The following is a 17980-nucleotide window of genomic DNA, read 5'->3' on the forward strand; positions in this document are numbered from 1 at the left end:
TGTGGCCTAAAGTGAACGTACTCTTTCATATAAGACAAGAAGAAAAACACTGAAAAAAATTGAAAAATATTCACACGTTATATCATATGCTTGAGTTGATGAGAGTGTTACTTTTCGTGGTTATTGATACTTCTTTTTGATACAAGGAAGAAGAGTAATCAAAAGCTGAGTATCAGATATTTAAGAGAGGAATGGCGCATGCTAGTACGGATTAATAGAAACTTAATTTGACGCACTCTACATTTTTTGTGGTGACTGATTCCTGTATGCGCTTAATCGTACGAAGCCCGTGATGGTGCAATCACGGGCAAGTAATGCTAGCAAAACAACGCTAAGTGAACAATAAACTAGCAAATTATGGTTAGCCAACTAGTCGGCGAGGTAAATGTTCATTTTAGCGTCTTTGAAACCAAGAGCACTTAATTTGTCTGCATTGAAGTTGGTGGTGACTTCAATATCACCGACACGGTGTGTTGTGACATCTTTTGGTTCAAGTTGCAAATCATCAATAATACCAATTGGGCCTGCCTCTCCAATCTCAATTGTGCCTGCGTACTGTGCCTCGGCGTGGAATTGGCCAGATACATAAGAGCTGAATGGGCGTAAGGAGCCACCTACTGCATTTTGCATGTTATCCAATCCATTTTCACGGATTGCCCAACTCCAATCCCACCATTGAACCTTGCCTGGAATATAGCGGTGATTCCATTGGTAACGAATGTCAGCACTGTCTTCACTGCCTCTTCCAAAAGTGAATGTGTGGCTTTTGTATGGTCGGTCCTTTGGTTGGTCATACCAAGCATTGCCTGACCATCTTAAGAAGCCATTAAAGTTTACGTCGTAACTAATATCGGCATCAAATTTGTAAGGGTAAGAAATGCTTGAACGATACAATTCGATCTTTACGGGCATCTCAGATTCGGCAGGGACCATAGGACGAGCTTGCAAAGTTACATTTTTGCTGGTGGTTTCACCTTGAGAGTCAGAAAAACTTTGATTAGCGTCAAGGGTGATGCTTAGTTTTGTTTTTCCGACTAAAGGCCAAATAAATTCATTCTCGGTTTTCACTTGTTGAGCGAACCCAAAGTTATCCGTTTTTGACCAGTTTGTTGATTCGACTATCCCTAAATCGACAACTATTTGTTGTGGTTTGTCACTTTTGTTTCTAGCTGTTGCATAAACTGTATCGACGAGTTCACGTTCTGACTCTTTGACTTCGCCATGCCAAAATTTCTTATCGTTTACGGTATAAGCAAAGTTGCTCACCGTGATTTTTGTTTTTTCATCGCAACGATAGCCACTACAAGAGTCAGTACTGTTACCTTGAATCTCCCAGGTATCACCAACACTTTTGATTCCCATATCTTCACCGACGTATTTGCCGTTATCCCCACCAACCCACGCATAGCCTAGGTAGTATGCAAGGTAAGACAATGGACGAACAAAATTTTGACGGTCGTGAACTAATTCGTATTGAACAGCAACCTCCTCACCCTCAGAATTGGTACCCTCGGAAACGACTATAGTAGGGTAATCTGGGATCTCTGATTGCTGTTTTATCGGGTGACAAAAAGTATGTTCGGATTTTTGAGATTTGATTTCACCTTCATAGCCTGGACCCATAATGACCCAGTCGTCTTTTAAGCCAGTAATTTGCCATTTTCCCATTATGCCTATAATTGCATTTTTATGTTCTAATGCCTCATGTCTCTCAAGTGGGCGGTAGCCTGAGCGACAGATATCTTCACCGAGATTATCTAAAACGATCTGGTCGGTGTAAATTTTGGCATGAGCGTTCGTTGCGAATATTGACAGAATTGCTGTCGACAAAAGGCTAATGTTGTTTCGCATGAATGTTCCCTTATGGTTGCATTTCTATTTCATTTAATAAACCGCAGTCTTGCGGGCAGAAATACTTTTCTCATATTGATAGGATTAATAGTATTGAAATTAACTGAAATGTTATTATGACTATAATCAGTTACTTATATTTTTATTTGTATCACTGCTTTTAGGTTGCATAGAAGGCGGGAAGACTCATGAGGAATATGATTCGCAGAGTTAGTTTTAAGCGAAAAAGATTAATTATTCCAATGTGACTAAAGGTGTAATTTATACAATTCTAGTTAACATGCCTAAAAGTTAATAGCAGGGCTGCTGATTTTTACGCAAAATTAAATAAATGAATACGGTGCTACTAATGCTATCCGAGACAAACCAAAAATAAAAACCTAAAATGGAAAAATAGTCAGGTGGGCCTTAGCCTTGAGGAGGTCGTATGAGATATAATTCCAATCGCAATTATCTTTTGGCAAGAAGTTTTGTACGGCCTGTTTGTTTATCCTTAATGAGTGAAAAAACTTCATTTTCAATAATAATTTCAAAGTTGAAGTAGATAGGGTCATCATTTAGCACTAAATAAGGCGACAGAAATGAATCGTTTATGGCAGGACCGATCTCCTGCACTGATAATAAGTTCATTGTGCCCGATATGGTTAGGTTTACGTCAGAGTAGGGTCGAGACATTCCTTTGAAGCTCAGAATGATGGGTTTAGACATGGATTCATCTTGCAGTGAGGCGATATGTGTAATCGTGCCATGGTTTATCCTAGTTAACCCTTCAATATACAGGAAGTTATCGTCATGAAGAATGTCGATAACGCTGTGGTGATAACGGTTGTCCTCGGCATTATGGTGACAGGGTTTATACCAGGCCCCAATGAAGAATAGGCAAGATAGAACGACGGCGATGTAGGGTTTCATTGTGTTTCCTCTGCGACGAACTCAGTAATACTCCTTGAAGCTTGTTCAAATTGGTCTGGCGAGTAAAACACATTGAGTGATTTTCTTGTTTGTTTATTGAGCCATGAAAGCCCGTAGATTTTTGCATTCTTTTCAATATAAACGACGCATTGGCACTGATTCTGCGCGAGTAATTCTTTGACACGAGTTGTCAATACTGTGTTTTGAGCCGTAAAGACTTCGAGGGTTCCCACTGTATGCTTAGTAAGCGGCTTGCTGTCCTTGGGATGACTCTCAGGGCTGTGATACTTACTCGCAATCATTAAAACGCCTGAAAATAAGAGACTTAATGCAACGGTATAGCAAGCTAGAGCTTTGTAGTCTGATTTTTTTTTCGCGGCATAAAATGGCAGGGAAGATTCGGGGGTGTCCTTTGTTATTTTGTCATATTGCGGCTCTGTTTTGGCAAGATCCTCATTGATAAAGGCACCCTCAATCAATCGATACCCCACTTTGGGTACTGTTACGATGGGAGAGTCTTTGATACCAAATTTGGCAAAATGCTGCCTGAGAACACTGATACTTTTGGCTAGTGAAGTTTCACCAACGAACTCATTCCCCCAAGTAAATTGGATAATGTCTTGTTTCTTCACAACCTCTGGAGATCGTTCTAGCAAGAGGGCAAGAACCTTCGATTCTCGATACCCAATCTTTATTGTTTTGTCGCTATTAGAAAGCGTATTTTTTATAGGGCTGTATAAGATCATGCGGCAGTCTTTTATAATATGTTAGAGAATACGAAAAAGAACACTACACGGGTTCTATGTCCATAAGTATCACAAAGTTCACATTTGGATGTAAGTAGATTAATAGTTAGTTCTAATTCTTGCAAAATAAAACACAATAACTACTAAACATCAATCTCATGTAGTACTAAAGTTTGAAGGGTTAAAGGAGTTTTAGAGAAATCCCAACTCAATCGAACAATAATAAAAGTATTTAGGAACTGATAAGAGATAAAATTGTCCCGGTCTGAGTTCTATGAGGTCTTGTAGTCTTGTTTTTACATACGTGATCTAAATTAGCTATTAGTAAAAAGGTTTGGCTTTTAAGTGAATGAACAGTTGCTTAGCTGAAAAATAAAAGGGAGAGGGATAATGCAGTGGAGTAACTAAGTGATGGGTTTTGCTAGAATAAAAAAGCCCGCAAAGTTCTGCGGGCTCAGAGTTTCCAATTTGGGTTAGGTTTTAAGTTCGGTTTTCACTGCAGCAATACCATCTGATTGAGAACAGGGAGTGAAAAATAGTTTTGTCTCTTCCAAAACCACTTTGCGCAGAGCAATCAAACCGATCAGGTTAGGGAGCGCCATTAGCCCGTTTACGATATCGGCAAGCAGCCAAATCATATCTAGGTGAAGGAAAGCACCGGATGCAACTAAACCAACAAAGATCAGCTTGTATGGAAGTACGGCTTTGATACCGAAGAGGAATACAACGCAACGTTCACCGTAGTAGTTCCAACCAAGAATAGTGGTAAACGCGAAGAACATAAGGCCAATAGATACTAGCATAGGCCCGAGTGTCCCTGAGTTCAGGCCAATCGCGAACGCGTGTGTAGTCATCGCAGCGCCGGCAAAATCAGTCTGCCATGCCCCGGTAAGAATCAAGGCCAAGCCAGTCATTGTACAAATGATGATGGTATCAAAGAAGGTGCCAGTCATTGAAATCAGGCCTTGTTTTACACAAGAATCTGTTCTTGCTGCTGCTGCTGCCATCGGAGCACTACCCAAACCGGATTCGTTTGAGAAAACACCACGGGCGATACCAGATTGGATTGCGAGCATAATGCTTGCGCCTAAGAAACCACCAGTTGCTGCGGTTGAAGTAAATGCAGACACCAACACCAACTCGACTGCGTTAAGTAATTGATCCGCGTTCATGACGATGACACTCAAACACGCGAGCACATAAACCACCGCCATTACTGGAACCACTTTACCTGCCACGCTTGCGATCGATTTTATCCCGCCCAAAGTAACGAATGCGACTAACATTGTTAGGATAAAAGCCGACAGTTCACGGTTTACACCGAGAGAAATCTCACTTGCATCAAGAATCGCGTTCACTTGGGGGAAGGTACCTATGCCAAAACAGGCGACGCCCAATGCAAATACTGCAAACATAATAGCTAGCGCTTTCGAACCAACGCCATATTGCAGGTAATACATAGGACCGCCAATCATCTGGCCTTTGTCGTCGACACGGCGGTATTTGACTGCGAGAAGACATTCAGCGTACTTGGTTGCCATGCCAAATAGGGCGGCAAACCACATCCAGAACAAGGCACCAGGCCCGCCAAGTTTGATTGCGGTAGCAACACCAACAATGTTACCCGTACCGATGGTCGCAGACAGCGCTGTACATAGCGCCGCAAAGCTAGATACGTCACCTTGCTTACCAGATGACTTATCTTTACTGAAAACCATCATTAATGCAGTTGGCAGATGTTTAAACTGAATTAAGCCCAAGCTAAAAGTGAAGTAAACACCAGTGCCCACAAGTAAAATCAGCAGCGGTGGCCCCCACACAAGGTTATCAATGGTTTGAAGTAAAGATTGCAGGTTGTTCATTATTTCCCCTTAATAAAGCAATTAGTAAGGAGAAGAGGGAAAGGATGAGATAAAGTTCTCTTATTTGCCATGCTATTTAAAAAAGCGGGTACGCCAAAATAGTTAGGTAGTTTCTTTCCACTCCTCTGTCCTTTTGCCTGAAAGTTTCAGCCTGCACATGTGTGCAGACCTTGCTCCTTCGGCGACCGATTTAACGGTTCTCTCCAGAGGTTCCTCCAACGACAGTCTTCGCTACCAAGGTAGCACCTGAAATAGTTAATTCTTCGGCGAGTTACTCCGACCAAATGTTAATATTTAGTCAGTAACTACTCTCCTGCAGTCTTCATCGGAACATTTACTCGATTATTGAGTAAAGGTCAGTTAATGATGCTGGTCACCATCAACGATTGAACTCTATCATGTTTTTTTTCCATTTCAACACCAAATGAAGATTTATTTTCAGTATGTTGTGACGATCTAGTTACGGAGTTTTTAATGAAATGTTTATTTTTGGCGGTAATTTATTCACGTCAGAGCAGAGCATTGACTAAAACGGGAGCAATCGCTACAAAATCTGCGCTAAGTTGACCGAAAGCGACGTAGAAATAGGTTACAATGATTCCGTAAACAACTGTCTATGGAGTCAAATTAGCTCTATCATTGGACAAGGAGACGGTATGACTAGGTTATTAGCCATAGCGGTATTGATTGGAATAGCGTTTGTGCTATTTCGCTATCGTACCAATGAAAAAATCCAGAAGGCGACCGTGATTACTATAATTGGCGCATTCTTAATTTACACCGCGTCAATCATGATTGCGGAACTTACTCGCTAGTAAATCAGTAGAGTCCTTGGAGTAAAATACGGTGACTTCTCAAAATAATATTGAAGACCAAGACGAAGTAGTTGTCATTGAGGAGCGCGATAAGCGTACCCACATTTACATAGCAATTGCGGCCGCGTTAGGGGTGGCATTTGGTGGATTGGCAGGTTCGGCGATCACGGCAAGTAAGTGGGAGTCCACTTACCAAGTGCTTGAAGAAAAGTATCAAGATCTCGCGCAAGATAAAACCGATCTGATCTCCCAAGTGAAAACACGCGAAGCTGCCATCGATAAAGAGATTGACGCAAAGGTTGTCACCTTGTTGGCCGAGAAAGAAGATGCGCATAAAGAGCAGTTAAAAGCGCTTCAAGAACAACTGACAGAAGTGGAAAAAGTGAATCTTTCGCTTGAGTCTGAAGTAAAAACGCAGAAAGCAAGGTTAAACACAACCAAGAATCAGAACGACAAACTCAACCGTCAAGCAGGCATGCAAGCGACTATGTTTGAGCGTTCGCGAGAGGTGTTTCGTAAAGAGATACAAATATCACAAGATCTTGAGTCACTTGAGAAAGAACGACAATCTTTGTTGCCGAAGATTGAGAAACTCAAGAAAGAGTGCGATGTTTTCTTGGAAGGAAAATCTTGGGATGTGAAGTCGGACGCGTGCGATAAACACGATGAGGCGAATTCACGCCTGAGCCAAATCGATCAACTGATTGAAGTCAACAAAATGGACTTGAAACAGATCAAAGACATTACCGAAGACATGGGCTTGTAGCTCTAAGACTGCGACAACCACCGTTTTTCGCGATGAAGAAACAACAAAGGAGCTTAATGAGCTCCTTTTTTATAGGCAATTTTTCGTCCAGTCTAACGGCTAGAATCAGATACGTGAGGCATCGTAACCGGAAGCTAAGAGTAGTTCACGCTCGTGTTTAATTAATTGAGCACGGTCTTCAATCAGTTCGTTTAACGCTTGAGAGGGCTTACCAGCTAGTACTTTAAACGTCTCAAACGACTCTGCGCCGTCGATTTCAACGAACATGTTACTGATTACGTTGCGCGCTTCACAAGAGTTCCCCTTGGTGGTGAAGTATTCCACTTTCTTTGCTGCCGATTTCATTTCAGATAGCAGCTCTAACGGGCTACTTTCTTTTGCCACAGCCATGTAGTTATCAAGTACACGCTTCGCATACAACAATTCTTTTAGTGGGATATCACGGCCACTTACAATCAGCGATTCATTAAGGATCATACTTGAGCTCATTGGCATTCCTTTTTTATCAACAATTAAACATCTTCGGCATCTGCTTGAGTCTAATTTATTGCAGACTGAATGGGAATGCTTAAAAGCTACATAATTAAACAAGCTTCGAGATAAAAAAGGAGCGCGTTATGCGCTCCTCATGTTTATCTACTTTATTTACTTTATCGCTTTGGAAGAATACCAATTGTTTTGATAAGCCTTGGAACCAAATAGGGCGTTCGCTTTTGCGCGTTCAATCACAGTTTGCTCAACTTCTATTGGTTTCATGGTTTGTGTATCAAAGTCGTATTGCATTGTAGATACCTTTTCACCCGGAGAGAATACAACAAGGTTATCTCTTGTTAAGTAACCAAAGTTTTTGTCGTATTGCATCATAGCCCGCTCATCTTCACGCGCGAGAGGTTTGGTCAGGTCGCGACCAATCATAGGTGATGTCGCATCAACACCAATCAGTGACAGCAGTGTAGGTGGCATGTCTAAGTTATTGGCAATACGGTCATCCTTACGAGGTTCAACACCGTCGCCAATGATCAATGCCGGAATATGGAAGTGTTTTACAGGCACTAGGTTTGCGCCAGAAACGCGAGCATCGTGGTCTGCAATGACGATGAAAATTGTATCATCCCAGTAAGACGACGCCTTTGCTTTTTCAAAGAAGGTACCAATCGCATAATCTGAATATTTAACCGCGTTATTACGGGTCATAAATTCAGAATCATATGGTTCGATCTTGCCTTCTGGGTATTCGTAAGGGCTGTGGTTGCTTGAAGTAAACACTAAACTGAAGAATGGCTTATCTGTTTTAGATAAACGCTCGAACTCTCGGTCTGCTTTGGTGTAGAGATCTTCATCACTGACGCCCCAAGAGCCCACAAATTCTGGTTTATCGTAGTCTTTCTCTTCAACAATTTGGTCAAAGCCGTTACCAAAGAAGAAGCTCTTCATGTTATCGAAATTGGCTTCGCCACCATAAATGAATTCAGTATGGTAGTTGTTCGCTTTCAAAAGCTCTGCAATCGTAAAGAAGTTGGTTTGGCTTTTACTCAATTTCACTACGGCGCGAGAAGGCGATGGTGGAAAGCCAGTGGTTACCGCCTCGATACCGCGAACAGAGCGTGTACCAGTTGCGTACATTTGGGTAAATTGCCAGCCCTCATCCATTAACTTATCAAGGTTCGGGGTTAGAGGAAGGCCACCCATTGAGCCAACAAACTGCGCCCCTAAGCTTTCTTGTAGCAAGATAACCAAGTTCTTTGGCTTACCCTGGTAGGTGGCTTTGTTCGTGTTCATCGTTGGCAGAATAGATGGATCAAAATCTGACTTCGTAGAAGACGAACGAACAAGTTCTAGCATCTTCTGATTGTCCATTTTGCCATAGAACTGCTCAGCATTTTTCTCAGATTTCATGTTGTTTACAGCGAACAGCAATGAATAAGAGGAATTGAGTGCTAAGTCATTGAGAAGAGGATCGTTACAAAATGCCACCATTGCTGGGTTAAGTGGACGGTGACCTAATGAAGAGCGTGCGCCACCCACACCGATCAATACAACTAATACGGCAATTAATGGACGCCATTTCCAGCTCACTTGTTGAGCATTATCCGTCAGTTTCTTACTCCATTTCCAACCAAAGAAAAGTGTAATAACCGTGCCCATAGTGCCAATGAATAGCTCTAGTTTGTAACCTGTCCAAAGCATACTGAACACTTCTTTTGGGTAAATTAGGTATTCGACAAATAAGCGGTTAGGACGGAGATCATATTCTTGAATAAATGGAGCGGTAGCCAGCTCCATGTAGACCAATATCCACAGGCCAGCGACCATCCAGCAGCGTAGCACCCATTTCCAGCCTCTTCCTATTTTGCCTTGCACAGGCAATAGAGCGGAGAGTAATCCTGGAAGGATGAATAACCAACAGATTGTTGCGAAGTCTACGCGAAGACCTTGGCCTAATATATAGATAAGGTCGTCAAAAGATTCGATCCGGTCAGAGAGCCAAACGGCCAGTAAAATTCGTGAGACAGAGAGAAAAGCGAGCGAAAATAGCGCAAATACAGCAATAGGCTGCAAAGGCCCAAAGGCGGGCTTCTTCATAAATATTTCCTAATGTATTGATGTGTAGGAGCTTACGTGGTGTTTCTATCAAAGAAAGCGTGAAGCAAACGTGAAATATAAGGTGTATTTCCTAGTTTAAATGTAACGCTTGGTATGAGTATGTATGGTTGCGTCGCATTTTGGCATTTTTATAGCAGTCTCATTTGCAACCATGGCTATGAGCTCTCACTTTGTCGTGTTATTCCGTTGATTGTTTAATCCGGTCTGTTTAGATAATAGCGGACCAGTTTAGAGGCTGCCGATTTTACCTGCGCCCTACATAGAAGTCGTCAAAATACCTCAATACCTCAATACCTCAATACCTCAATACCTCAATACCTCAATACCTCAATTTTATTCAAATCAGAATAATACTGGCGAGCAGATACATTTTGCTGTCTTAAAAAACAGTAAGAGAAATTTGATCGCCTGAAAAAAGCATAGAAAAAAATCAAAATGAGACGATGTCTAACACCCAAAAAGCCCGGTGTTTAGAATTATTTTATTTTAGGGACTTTGCTCTAATCCTTGGTGATAATTTACATTTCAATTGCAAGAAAGCTTTGGTATCACTCGAGCTTTTCATTATAAGAATAATTATCAATACGCATGTGGTCACATATTGCCTAGGTTGAATTATGTAACGTCACTGCAGCACGTATTGAGCGTATTACGCTGGTTGTCGATGTTTTCGTGTTGACAGTTTGGTATTAGGGAAAATCCTACAACATTATGATTTAAAGGGATATTTTATGTTAAAGAATCTAATTACTTGTTGTGTGACCTCGGTAATCTGTATTCATTCAGCTTCCATTTACTCTCAAACAATTACACTGCCGGGTGAGACTAATTCGCAACAATCGCTAGCTACCTTGATGCTTGCTCCAGATGAGGTCGCCATTACTGACCGATATATTGTGGTCTTTAAACAACCACAAATGTTACCGAGCGATTCTTCTGATTCTCAGCAGTCCACGCAGCAATCCGTTGAAACAATGTCTAGTTTGTATTCGGTACAGGCTGAAACCGTGTTTGATCAATCCATCAGCGGCTTTGTTGCAACATTAAATACGAACCAGCTGGAGCAACTACGCACAGACCCTAGAGTGGACTATATCGAACAAGATAAAATGCTAACGCTCGACCCCATCACCTCGATAGAAGCGAATCAAAGCAATGCGATATGGGGGCTTGACCGCATAGATCAACGCAGTTTGCCACTTGATCGAAATTACAATGCCAATTTTGATGGAACTGGTGTAACGGCTTACGTCATCGATACTGGCGTGAATAACGCGCACGCCGAGTTTGGTGGACGATCAGTTTCTGGCTATGATTTTGTCGACAATGATTCAGATTCCAATGATTGTAATGGTCATGGTACGCACGTTGCAGGCACCATTGGCGGTAGTCAGTATGGCGTGGCAAAGAACGTTAATATTGTTGGTGTAAGAGTGCTTAGTTGCTCAGGCTCTGGCTCGACATCCGGCGTAATTGCTGGGGTCGATTGGGTGGCTGCCAATGCCTCTGGGCCATCTGTTGCTAATATGAGCTTAGGAGGGGGACAATCCGCGGCATTGGATCGAGCCGTACAAAGTGCCATTCAATCAGGGGTCAGCTTTCTGCTCGCAGCCGGAAACTCCAATGCGGATGCTTGTAATTATTCACCAGCGCGCGTGCCCTCTGGCGTGACGGTTGGCTCGACGACAAGCTCAGACTCCCGTTCAAATTTCTCAAACTGGGGGAGTTGCGTAGACGTATTTGCACCGGGTTCGGAAATCAAATCCGCTTGGTATGACGGCGGCTATAAAACCATTAGTGGCACGTCCATGGCAACGCCACATGTGGCGGGTGTTGCAGCACTGTATCTTCAAGAAAACAGTGCCTTGTCACCAAGCCAGTTAGGAGCATTGATTTCTGAACGAGCGACCAGTGGAAAAGTGACCGACACACGAGGAAGTGTCAACAAATTGCTATACAGCCTGACGGACTCAGATTGTGGCCAAGACTGTGGTGGTACAGATCCGACGCCGGATCCCGAAGGTAAACTAACTTCTGGTAAGCCAGTGAGTGATTTGACCGCGTCAAAAGGTGAGATGACCTATTTCTACGTAGACTTAGAAAAAGATCAACGCCTAACCGTTCAGACGATTGGCGGAAATGGCGATGCGGATCTTTACGTACGCTTTGGTGCGAAGCCAACACTCTACAGTTGGGATTGTCGCCCTTATAAGTACGGGAACAGTGAAACATGTATTGTAACTGCTCCCCAAAGCGGCCGATACCACATCATGGTTCACGCGTACTCCAGCTATAGCGGCATGTCAATTCAAGCGAATTACTAACTTTCATCTTCAAGCCCACTTTCGGGTGGGCTAAATCCTCAATAATTCTGAGTTTCTGGTTTCCTACGAGTTTATTTAGTTTCCCTTAAGCGAATGCATGTCATTGAGTGAAAACTTTGATAAGAAGCCATGAAGACGGCTCAGATACACACTTCTGAAAGAGACAATTATCATGAATATACCAAGAGTGCAGGCCGTGCTGCTCTTAGTGACGTGGCTGTTTTCTTCGTTTGCCACTTCGCAAGAAAAACGAATTCAAGTGGCGGAAAAAGTTGAGCATGTTTATGCATTTACCCACATGGAAACGAACCAAGAGCGGGTCAAATATCGACTCCATCATCCTGGAGCGAGTTTCATAAAAGTCCACTTTGGACAATTTCATCTCGGTGTTGGTGATTCAGTCACATTGCGTTCTGATAGCTCTGCAGAGACGGTGACCTACCGCGAGAGTGATAACAATGGCAATGATGCGGTTTTCGCTCGCTCCATTTTTGGTGACGCTGTCACTGTTGAGTGGCATCGTGTTTCTCAACAAGGCAGTCTGGCGATTGATTACTACACAGCGGGTTACAGCGAGGATGAACTACAGCAAGTGGATACGAATTCGACTTGTGGTGTAAACGAGCGACGTGATGCTGCGTGTTGGGAAGAAAGTCATCCGACAGAATTTGGCTGGAGCCATGCGGTCGCACGATTGCTCATTGATGGTCGCAGCCTTTGTACTGCTTGGCGAGTTGGGCCAGACAATCATTTGATGACCAATAACCACTGCGTTTCGACCGCGGGGGAACTACGCAATACTGAAGTGTGGTTCAACTACCAGCGCATGACTTGCAATGGCAGCTTAGATGATGTGGTAAAAGTCATGGGGAATGAGCTCATTAAGACCGACTACACGCTTGATTACTCGCTGTTTAGCGTGGCTAACTTCGAGGCCATTGTTCAATTTGGTTATTTAGGGTTGACGGATGCTCTACCAATTTACGGCTCAGGCATTTACATTCCTCAGCACGGCGCAGGGAATCCAAAAGAAATAGCAGTAGAAAGCGACAAAAATGGCTCAGGCTTGTGCCAGATTGACATCGCGAGCGCAAACGGTCGAAGTGCTGGAACCGACACCGGGTACTTCTGTGACACAATTGGCGGATCCTCCGGCTCACCCGTTCTTTTGTCGGACAGCCATCAGGTTGTCGCACTGCATCATTACGGTGGTTGTGAAAACCAGGGGGTGAAGATGGAGCGAATTTGGCCACAAATTGCCCCTGTTTTTGGAGGTCAGCTGCCACAGGGCAAAATGGGCAAGCAGCCCCCCACGTCAGAATATCCAACGGTATCCATTGGCGATGAGTTAATTGATTTACAGCAGAATAAAAATGGCCAACTGGTTTTTGTTTTGCCAGCCTCAGAGAGAACACAAGAAGTTGTGGTGTCGATGTCTGGCGGGACAGGGGATGCGGATTTGTACACACTTTCCGGAGGTCGACCGGATAAATCAAGGTACGATTGTCGTCCATACCGTTCTGATAGTAACGAGAACTGTGAAGCAAGAATGGAGTCGCAAGATCTTTACATTTTGATCAGTGCTTATTCGGCATTTTCTGGTGTTAAACTGCGCGTGAATGCAAAGTAATAAAGGCTAGGCAGATAAAACTTAATCCAAACCCTGACCATATCAGTTTTTATTGATGTTTTAGATGATTAATCCATCAAGGGACTAACAGAGTCCCTTGATATTTTCCCCCACCTTAATTTATCTAAAGTGAATCACTCACCATAATCTGGTGTTAAATTTAGTGACGAACAAAAATACCGTAGTACATATTTTAGGCCAATCACTCTAGCATGCGATTAATGCAAGTAATCTATTAATATAACTGTGTGAATTTTCTTCTCAGATGATTTATCAAGTTACATCTGTCATTAAAAATATGGTAAAGCATGATGTTTATTATATTTACTTTTTAAATCACTCTAATTAACTGGTGATTATTAGGTCATTTGTTATGCTCGTGTTAAAAGCTTATTGATAATTATTATGGCTAAACGACTGAAAAATGGCATATAAATATCAAGGCTATCATTAATGGACTATGGCATGGCCTTAAGTCATTAATATATTAGGTATATAGATAACAGAATTAAGAAAAGCATTAGATGAAAATTAATGAAAATCTGAAGGTATCGTTAACTTTTCTTATTAACGGAGTTGTTAATTTATTTTTGAGTATAATTTTATTATGAATATTAAAGGATTTTCAATATTTACGATATTTTCATTACTTATGTCTGCGAGTGTGATCTCTGCTGAAGAGGGTAATCTATCCTATGACGATAATACGGATAGCTGGGGCTACCCATTTGTAACGGTCGCTAATTCCACGCCATTTCACGTGTCGGGAAGAGTTGACTTTGCTGTTTGTTTACAAAGTACGTATGTCGCAAACAGTTGGCAGAAGTGGACAGATGATGAAAGAGGTCTGTGTTTGGTGACTAAGGTCACCGCAACGGTCGCTACCGCTGACGGAAACATTAACGCCAAACCTTACATCTCCACTGGTACAACGTTCAGTCATTTTGCTGTTATCTACCGTGACGGAAACTACGAGGTGACGCGCGTTGCCAACTAATTTCTTGCCAATTAAATTACGTGCTAGGAGAAACAATGAAAACAATTTTATTTTTATCGCTGTGCGCCACCTGTATTTCTTACGCTGGCTCACAAAGCGGTTCATCAATAGGTTACTTAATCAGCAAGTGCAAAGAGATACCTTCCCATGAGGTGTGTAAAATCAAGGGATAGCTTTATGGAAGAGTGGTGATTTAGTGAAAAGCGTCCTGTGCCTAGGATGTGCCATTGTCGCCTGACAAATAACGGAGGTGAAAGCCCACTTCGAAGTGGGCTTTGCTCGTTTCAGACGATTAAGAATCTTCTTCGAGCTCGTAGCTCGGCTTGAGAAAGTAATGATGGCGTTTGTTGTACTGATACATCAAGAATCCAATCAAAAGCAGTGGAGGGATGAGCATTGGATTTCGTGCGGCGAGCGTCATCAGGCTAAGAAAAACCGTCATCATCTCCCCAGCCATCAAGATTAGGTTTTTAGATAGTGGGTACTGCTCCGCACCTTTAAAACACGTAAATTCGGCATGCAGCTGAAGGCCTTTATAAATCTTCAACTCTAACTTGCCTTTTCGATATTGGCTGGCATCGACGCTCAATGTGTACCAATGCCCACCAGTGAAATAAACCGTTCTGTGGATATCTTGGTCGGATAGTCGGTATTCATCAACCTGTTCGTTATTTAAGCACAATGTCATTCGCCCCGAATATCCAAACTCCATGGTCAAAAGTTGATTATCTAAAACAAATTCCCAGTGGTGTTTACTAAAGATAAAGCTTGGTTTTGAAAAATAGCTAATCTTTATATCAGACGCAGACTTTAGCTCTTGGGGAAGGTTACCTGTCTCATGAAGCGAGATAAAAAAGGTTGCGTTGAACCCTTTATCTAAAAGGTATTTTTCAAGAGACAGCTTGACTTCTTCAACGTAGGTTTCTGGGTTATGCAGTAAGATATTTTGCGTCGTTTGAACCAGCACGATTGGTGTCGTCTCTTCAAAAATGAGACTGATCTCAACCTCTCCATTTACCGCTCGCTTTTTCTCGAGTTTTTTAGAGTCGTTTTCAAACATGGGAAGCAGGTTTTCAGTGCAAACCCAGTCAAATATCAAAGGACCAGTGTCTAATATGTCGATAACACTGGAAGATGGCACAGGAAAACCGATAGAGAATGATGTATCGATGCACTCTTTTTCAATCCTCTCATCGTCGAGGTTATCCAGATACCACGCGCGCAAGTTGAAACGACTCGTGAAAAACTCACCGCTGGAAGGAACGTGTATGTCAAACGCTTCTAGTAGGCCTGTTTGATGCTGCTGTGCGTACTTAAGTGCAGGAATAAGACCACTGTTTTGATCAAACAAAGGACCCACATCTTGATCTAACTTCGTAACCGCCTCGAGTAGTGGGGTGATGTTTTCTTGATGAACGTAGACGCCAGATCGATAGTTAATGTCGCCTGAAGATCCGCAATGTGGAATGGTCGAAAAGTGAGACTGGAAACAATTAAGCAATGAAAACAAATACTCTGATTGTTCCCCTCCGAACTCGTCTGCTAGCATTGCTAACGACTGCCCTCTATCGAAATAATAGGGAAACAGATACGCCAAAATACAGCATGACGTAAAACCAAAATGATTGTCGAATGGGTCGTCTTCGGTCTGAGCCAAGAGGTGTTTATACAACGTATTGGTGATAAAACCTTGTTCTTGGACTGAGGGTGTCAGCTGTTTTACCCTATGTTCGACCAAACTAGGATTTGAATAAACGTCTTCAATAAAGCACTTTATATCGTCTTCTTTTACAGGTATGTAAGCAGTATCTAGCCCCAAAACCGTTCTCCATATCATTCTTTTAGATGAGAACGGCGGATGTTATCAAAGTGCGATATATTTATAAATCAATCGTATGAGTTGATGTTTCATTGTTTTTTCTATCAATATTTATTCGTGAATAGCCGAGCTGTTGTTTTGGAGCCAAACCCATTCATCAACCAATTACATGGATTTTAGTCGGGATCCAAAGTGCTTATACACATAGTCATTATCAAAGCCGTCGACGTTCTGGCTAGAGAAGATAAGCGGAGTAGCCCCTTGTTTTAATGCTTCCTTCTGCGATTCGACAACAAGCGTATTCATGATCATCATACCTGCTATGCTGGAAAACGCGCCCGTGACTTTGCCATTCACACGGCATAGTCCATCACCAGAGGGCACTAAATTGTCGATAACGACATCGGCAACATCCATCAATTTTAATCCAGAACTATGTCGGCTAGGGTATTTCGTTGATTGCTCTACTGAAGTAATCGCGATAACCGGATGCCCTTTGGCTTTTGCGATTTGCGCAAATTCTATTGGAAGCGCATTTCGACCAGAATTGGAGATAACCATCACTACATCATCGGGGGAAATATTCTGATCATTCCAAATGACTTCAGCCAACCCCGGCAACTTTTCCATTGCCGACCCTCTGAGTGCGCCATCATTGGTGAGCAGTACAGAATCTAAAATAGCATTAATGTTGCCAAGGCCTCCTGCTCGAATAAACCCCTCCAATCCAATCATATGCGAATGACCAGTGCCCAAGACTTGTATCATCTTGTCTTTAATAATCGCTCGTGTGAACAACTCTGTTGCCTGTGATAATGCTTGTTGGTTAACGCCCACAAGAGAGGTAAGTCTTGGCATTAAGCGATTGAGATATTCGGACATGGTTGATTCTCCTTTATTTTTTGCCGATGGATAAACTGTACCAGTTCTCCCTTTGCTTTATGCAACATTTTATCCAAAGTGGTCAGTTTTCTCCCAGCTGATTTTGGTATTAGGGCAAAAGTGTCGCTTTTTTACGTTTTGTGATGCTGCTGGTGTTTAGTGAAAATACCTAGTTAATGTTTTATATTTTTGTGATTTTCTGTTTTATGACTACTCGGTTCTTGTCATTGAGTGCCTTAATAGCCATTTTGTTAACGCCTATATTATTGTTTTTGCTGTTAGAATCGGACGTTACCTATATGAAAGGGAAGTGGTAATGATCCAGCAAGAAGAACAAAACCCAAAAGTCGAAATTAACGCTCGTATCGGATGGATTACTGAAGTTCACCCGGATTTGAACCGAGTAAAAATTAACTTTGAGAATAATCCTACCGGTCAGCCCGTATGGGGGTCGATTGGAAGGGCGTTCACCATGTCTGACATAGAGCTGGCCATTGACAATCGCCTAGATTGTCGTGTTGAGTTTTTTACTGGTGATTTGAACCTACCCATTCTTATCGATATTTACACTTCTCTGTTGAGTGAGGAGCTCCTTGTTCTTCGCGCTAAAAAAATGCGCATTGAGGGAGAAGAGAACATCACCATTTCTTCGGGGGAAGCGAAAGTCTTAATGACCGCCAAAAATGGCAGTATTAAATCGACAGCGAAGAACATCAGCACGAGCGCCGAGAAATCGCAAAAGATTCGAGCAACCACAATCAGCCTAAACTAA

The 17980-nt window shown here is 42.4% G+C and carries 14 protein-coding genes and 1 riboswitch; of the genes, 6 read left to right on the plus strand and 8 right to left on the minus strand.

What is annotated here, in order from left to right; all coding sequences use genetic code 11:
* Positions 1 to 369: 369 nt before the first annotated feature.
* The 4 genes from AND4_RS03220 to AND4_RS03235 form a co-directional block, all read right to left on the minus strand.
* Positions 370 to 1851, minus strand: a complete 1482-nt coding sequence (locus AND4_RS03220) for an aerolysin family beta-barrel pore-forming toxin (RefSeq protein ID WP_009841468.1) — start codon at positions 1849 to 1851, stop codon at positions 370 to 372.
* 450 nt (positions 1852 to 2301) lie between these two features.
* Positions 2302 to 2763, minus strand: a complete 462-nt coding sequence (locus AND4_RS03225) for a hypothetical protein (RefSeq protein WP_009841469.1) — start codon at positions 2761 to 2763, stop codon at positions 2302 to 2304.
* Positions 2760 to 3509 (minus strand): winged helix-turn-helix domain-containing protein, encoded by a 750-nt coding sequence (locus AND4_RS03230; RefSeq protein ID WP_009841470.1) that lies wholly within the window; start codon positions 3507 to 3509, stop codon positions 2760 to 2762. The genes AND4_RS03225 and AND4_RS03230 overlap by 4 nt, the downstream gene beginning before the upstream one ends.
* A 473-nt stretch (positions 3510 to 3982) precedes the next feature.
* Positions 3983 to 5371, minus strand: a complete 1389-nt coding sequence (locus tag AND4_RS03235; protein WP_009841471.1) for a sodium:alanine symporter family protein — start codon at positions 5369 to 5371, stop codon at positions 3983 to 3985.
* Between the two features lie 115 nt (positions 5372 to 5486).
* Positions 5487 to 5588: riboswitch (glycine riboswitch) on the minus strand.
* 439 nt (positions 5589 to 6027) lie between these two features.
* On the opposite strand from AND4_RS03235, the gene AND4_RS19855 reads away from it, so the two are divergent.
* Positions 6028 to 6186, plus strand: coding sequence for a hypothetical protein (locus AND4_RS19855; RefSeq protein WP_009841472.1), 159 nt, complete (start codon positions 6028 to 6030; stop codon positions 6184 to 6186).
* 31 nt (positions 6187 to 6217) lie between these two features.
* On the plus strand, positions 6218 to 6952 hold the full coding sequence (locus tag AND4_RS03245; RefSeq protein WP_009841473.1) for a hypothetical protein: 735 nt from the start codon (positions 6218 to 6220) through the stop codon (positions 6950 to 6952).
* A 105-nt stretch (positions 6953 to 7057) separates the two neighbouring features.
* On the opposite strand, the gene AND4_RS03250 is transcribed toward AND4_RS03245, so the two are convergent.
* Together AND4_RS03250 and AND4_RS03255 are read right to left on the minus strand one after the other, a co-directional pair.
* Complete coding sequence (locus AND4_RS03250) at positions 7058 to 7441, minus strand: hypothetical protein (protein WP_009841474.1); 384 nt, start codon at positions 7439 to 7441, stop codon at positions 7058 to 7060.
* A 156-nt stretch (positions 7442 to 7597) separates the two neighbouring features.
* Positions 7598 to 9535 (minus strand): LTA synthase family protein, encoded by a 1938-nt coding sequence (locus AND4_RS03255; RefSeq protein WP_009841475.1) that lies wholly within the window; start codon positions 9533 to 9535, stop codon positions 7598 to 7600.
* 752 nt (positions 9536 to 10287) lie between these two features.
* On the opposite strand from AND4_RS03255, the gene AND4_RS03260 reads away from it, so the two are divergent.
* The 3 genes from AND4_RS03260 (at position 10288) to AND4_RS03270 (ending at position 14507) form a co-directional block, all read left to right on the plus strand.
* Positions 10288 to 11880 carry a S8 family peptidase gene (locus AND4_RS03260; protein ID WP_009841476.1) on the plus strand — a complete coding sequence of 531 codons (1593 nt, stop codon included), beginning with the start codon at positions 10288 to 10290 and terminating at the stop codon, positions 11878 to 11880.
* Between the two features lie 172 nt (positions 11881 to 12052).
* On the plus strand, positions 12053 to 13510 hold the full coding sequence (locus AND4_RS03265) for a serine protease (protein ID WP_009841477.1): 1458 nt from the start codon (positions 12053 to 12055) through the stop codon (positions 13508 to 13510).
* Positions 13511 to 14162: 652 nt separating this feature from the next.
* The gene (locus AND4_RS03270; protein WP_009841478.1) at positions 14163 to 14507 is read left to right on the plus strand and encodes a hypothetical protein; all 345 of its coding nucleotides are present in this window, start codon (positions 14163 to 14165) and stop codon (positions 14505 to 14507) included.
* Between the two features lie 292 nt (positions 14508 to 14799).
* Here AND4_RS03270 and AND4_RS03275 read toward each other — a convergent pair whose 3' ends face one another.
* A complete protein-coding gene (locus AND4_RS03275; RefSeq protein ID WP_009841479.1) occupies positions 14800 to 16326 on the minus strand; it encodes a hypothetical protein in 1527 nt (508 codons plus the stop codon).
* Between the two features lie 165 nt (positions 16327 to 16491).
* On the minus strand, positions 16492 to 17208 hold the full coding sequence (locus tag AND4_RS03280) for a sugar isomerase domain-containing protein (protein WP_009841480.1): 717 nt from the start codon (positions 17206 to 17208) through the stop codon (positions 16492 to 16494).
* Positions 17209 to 17524: 316 nt separating this feature from the next.
* Here AND4_RS03280 and AND4_RS03285 point away from each other — a divergent pair, with 316 nt between their 5' ends.
* Positions 17525 to 17980 (plus strand): hypothetical protein, encoded by a 456-nt coding sequence (locus AND4_RS03285; RefSeq protein ID WP_009841481.1) that lies wholly within the window; start codon positions 17525 to 17527, stop codon positions 17978 to 17980.

Origin of the sequence: Vibrio sp. AND4 (genome assembly GCF_000171815.1) — a bacterium.
Lineage (GTDB): Bacteria > Pseudomonadota > Gammaproteobacteria > Enterobacterales > Vibrionaceae > Vibrio.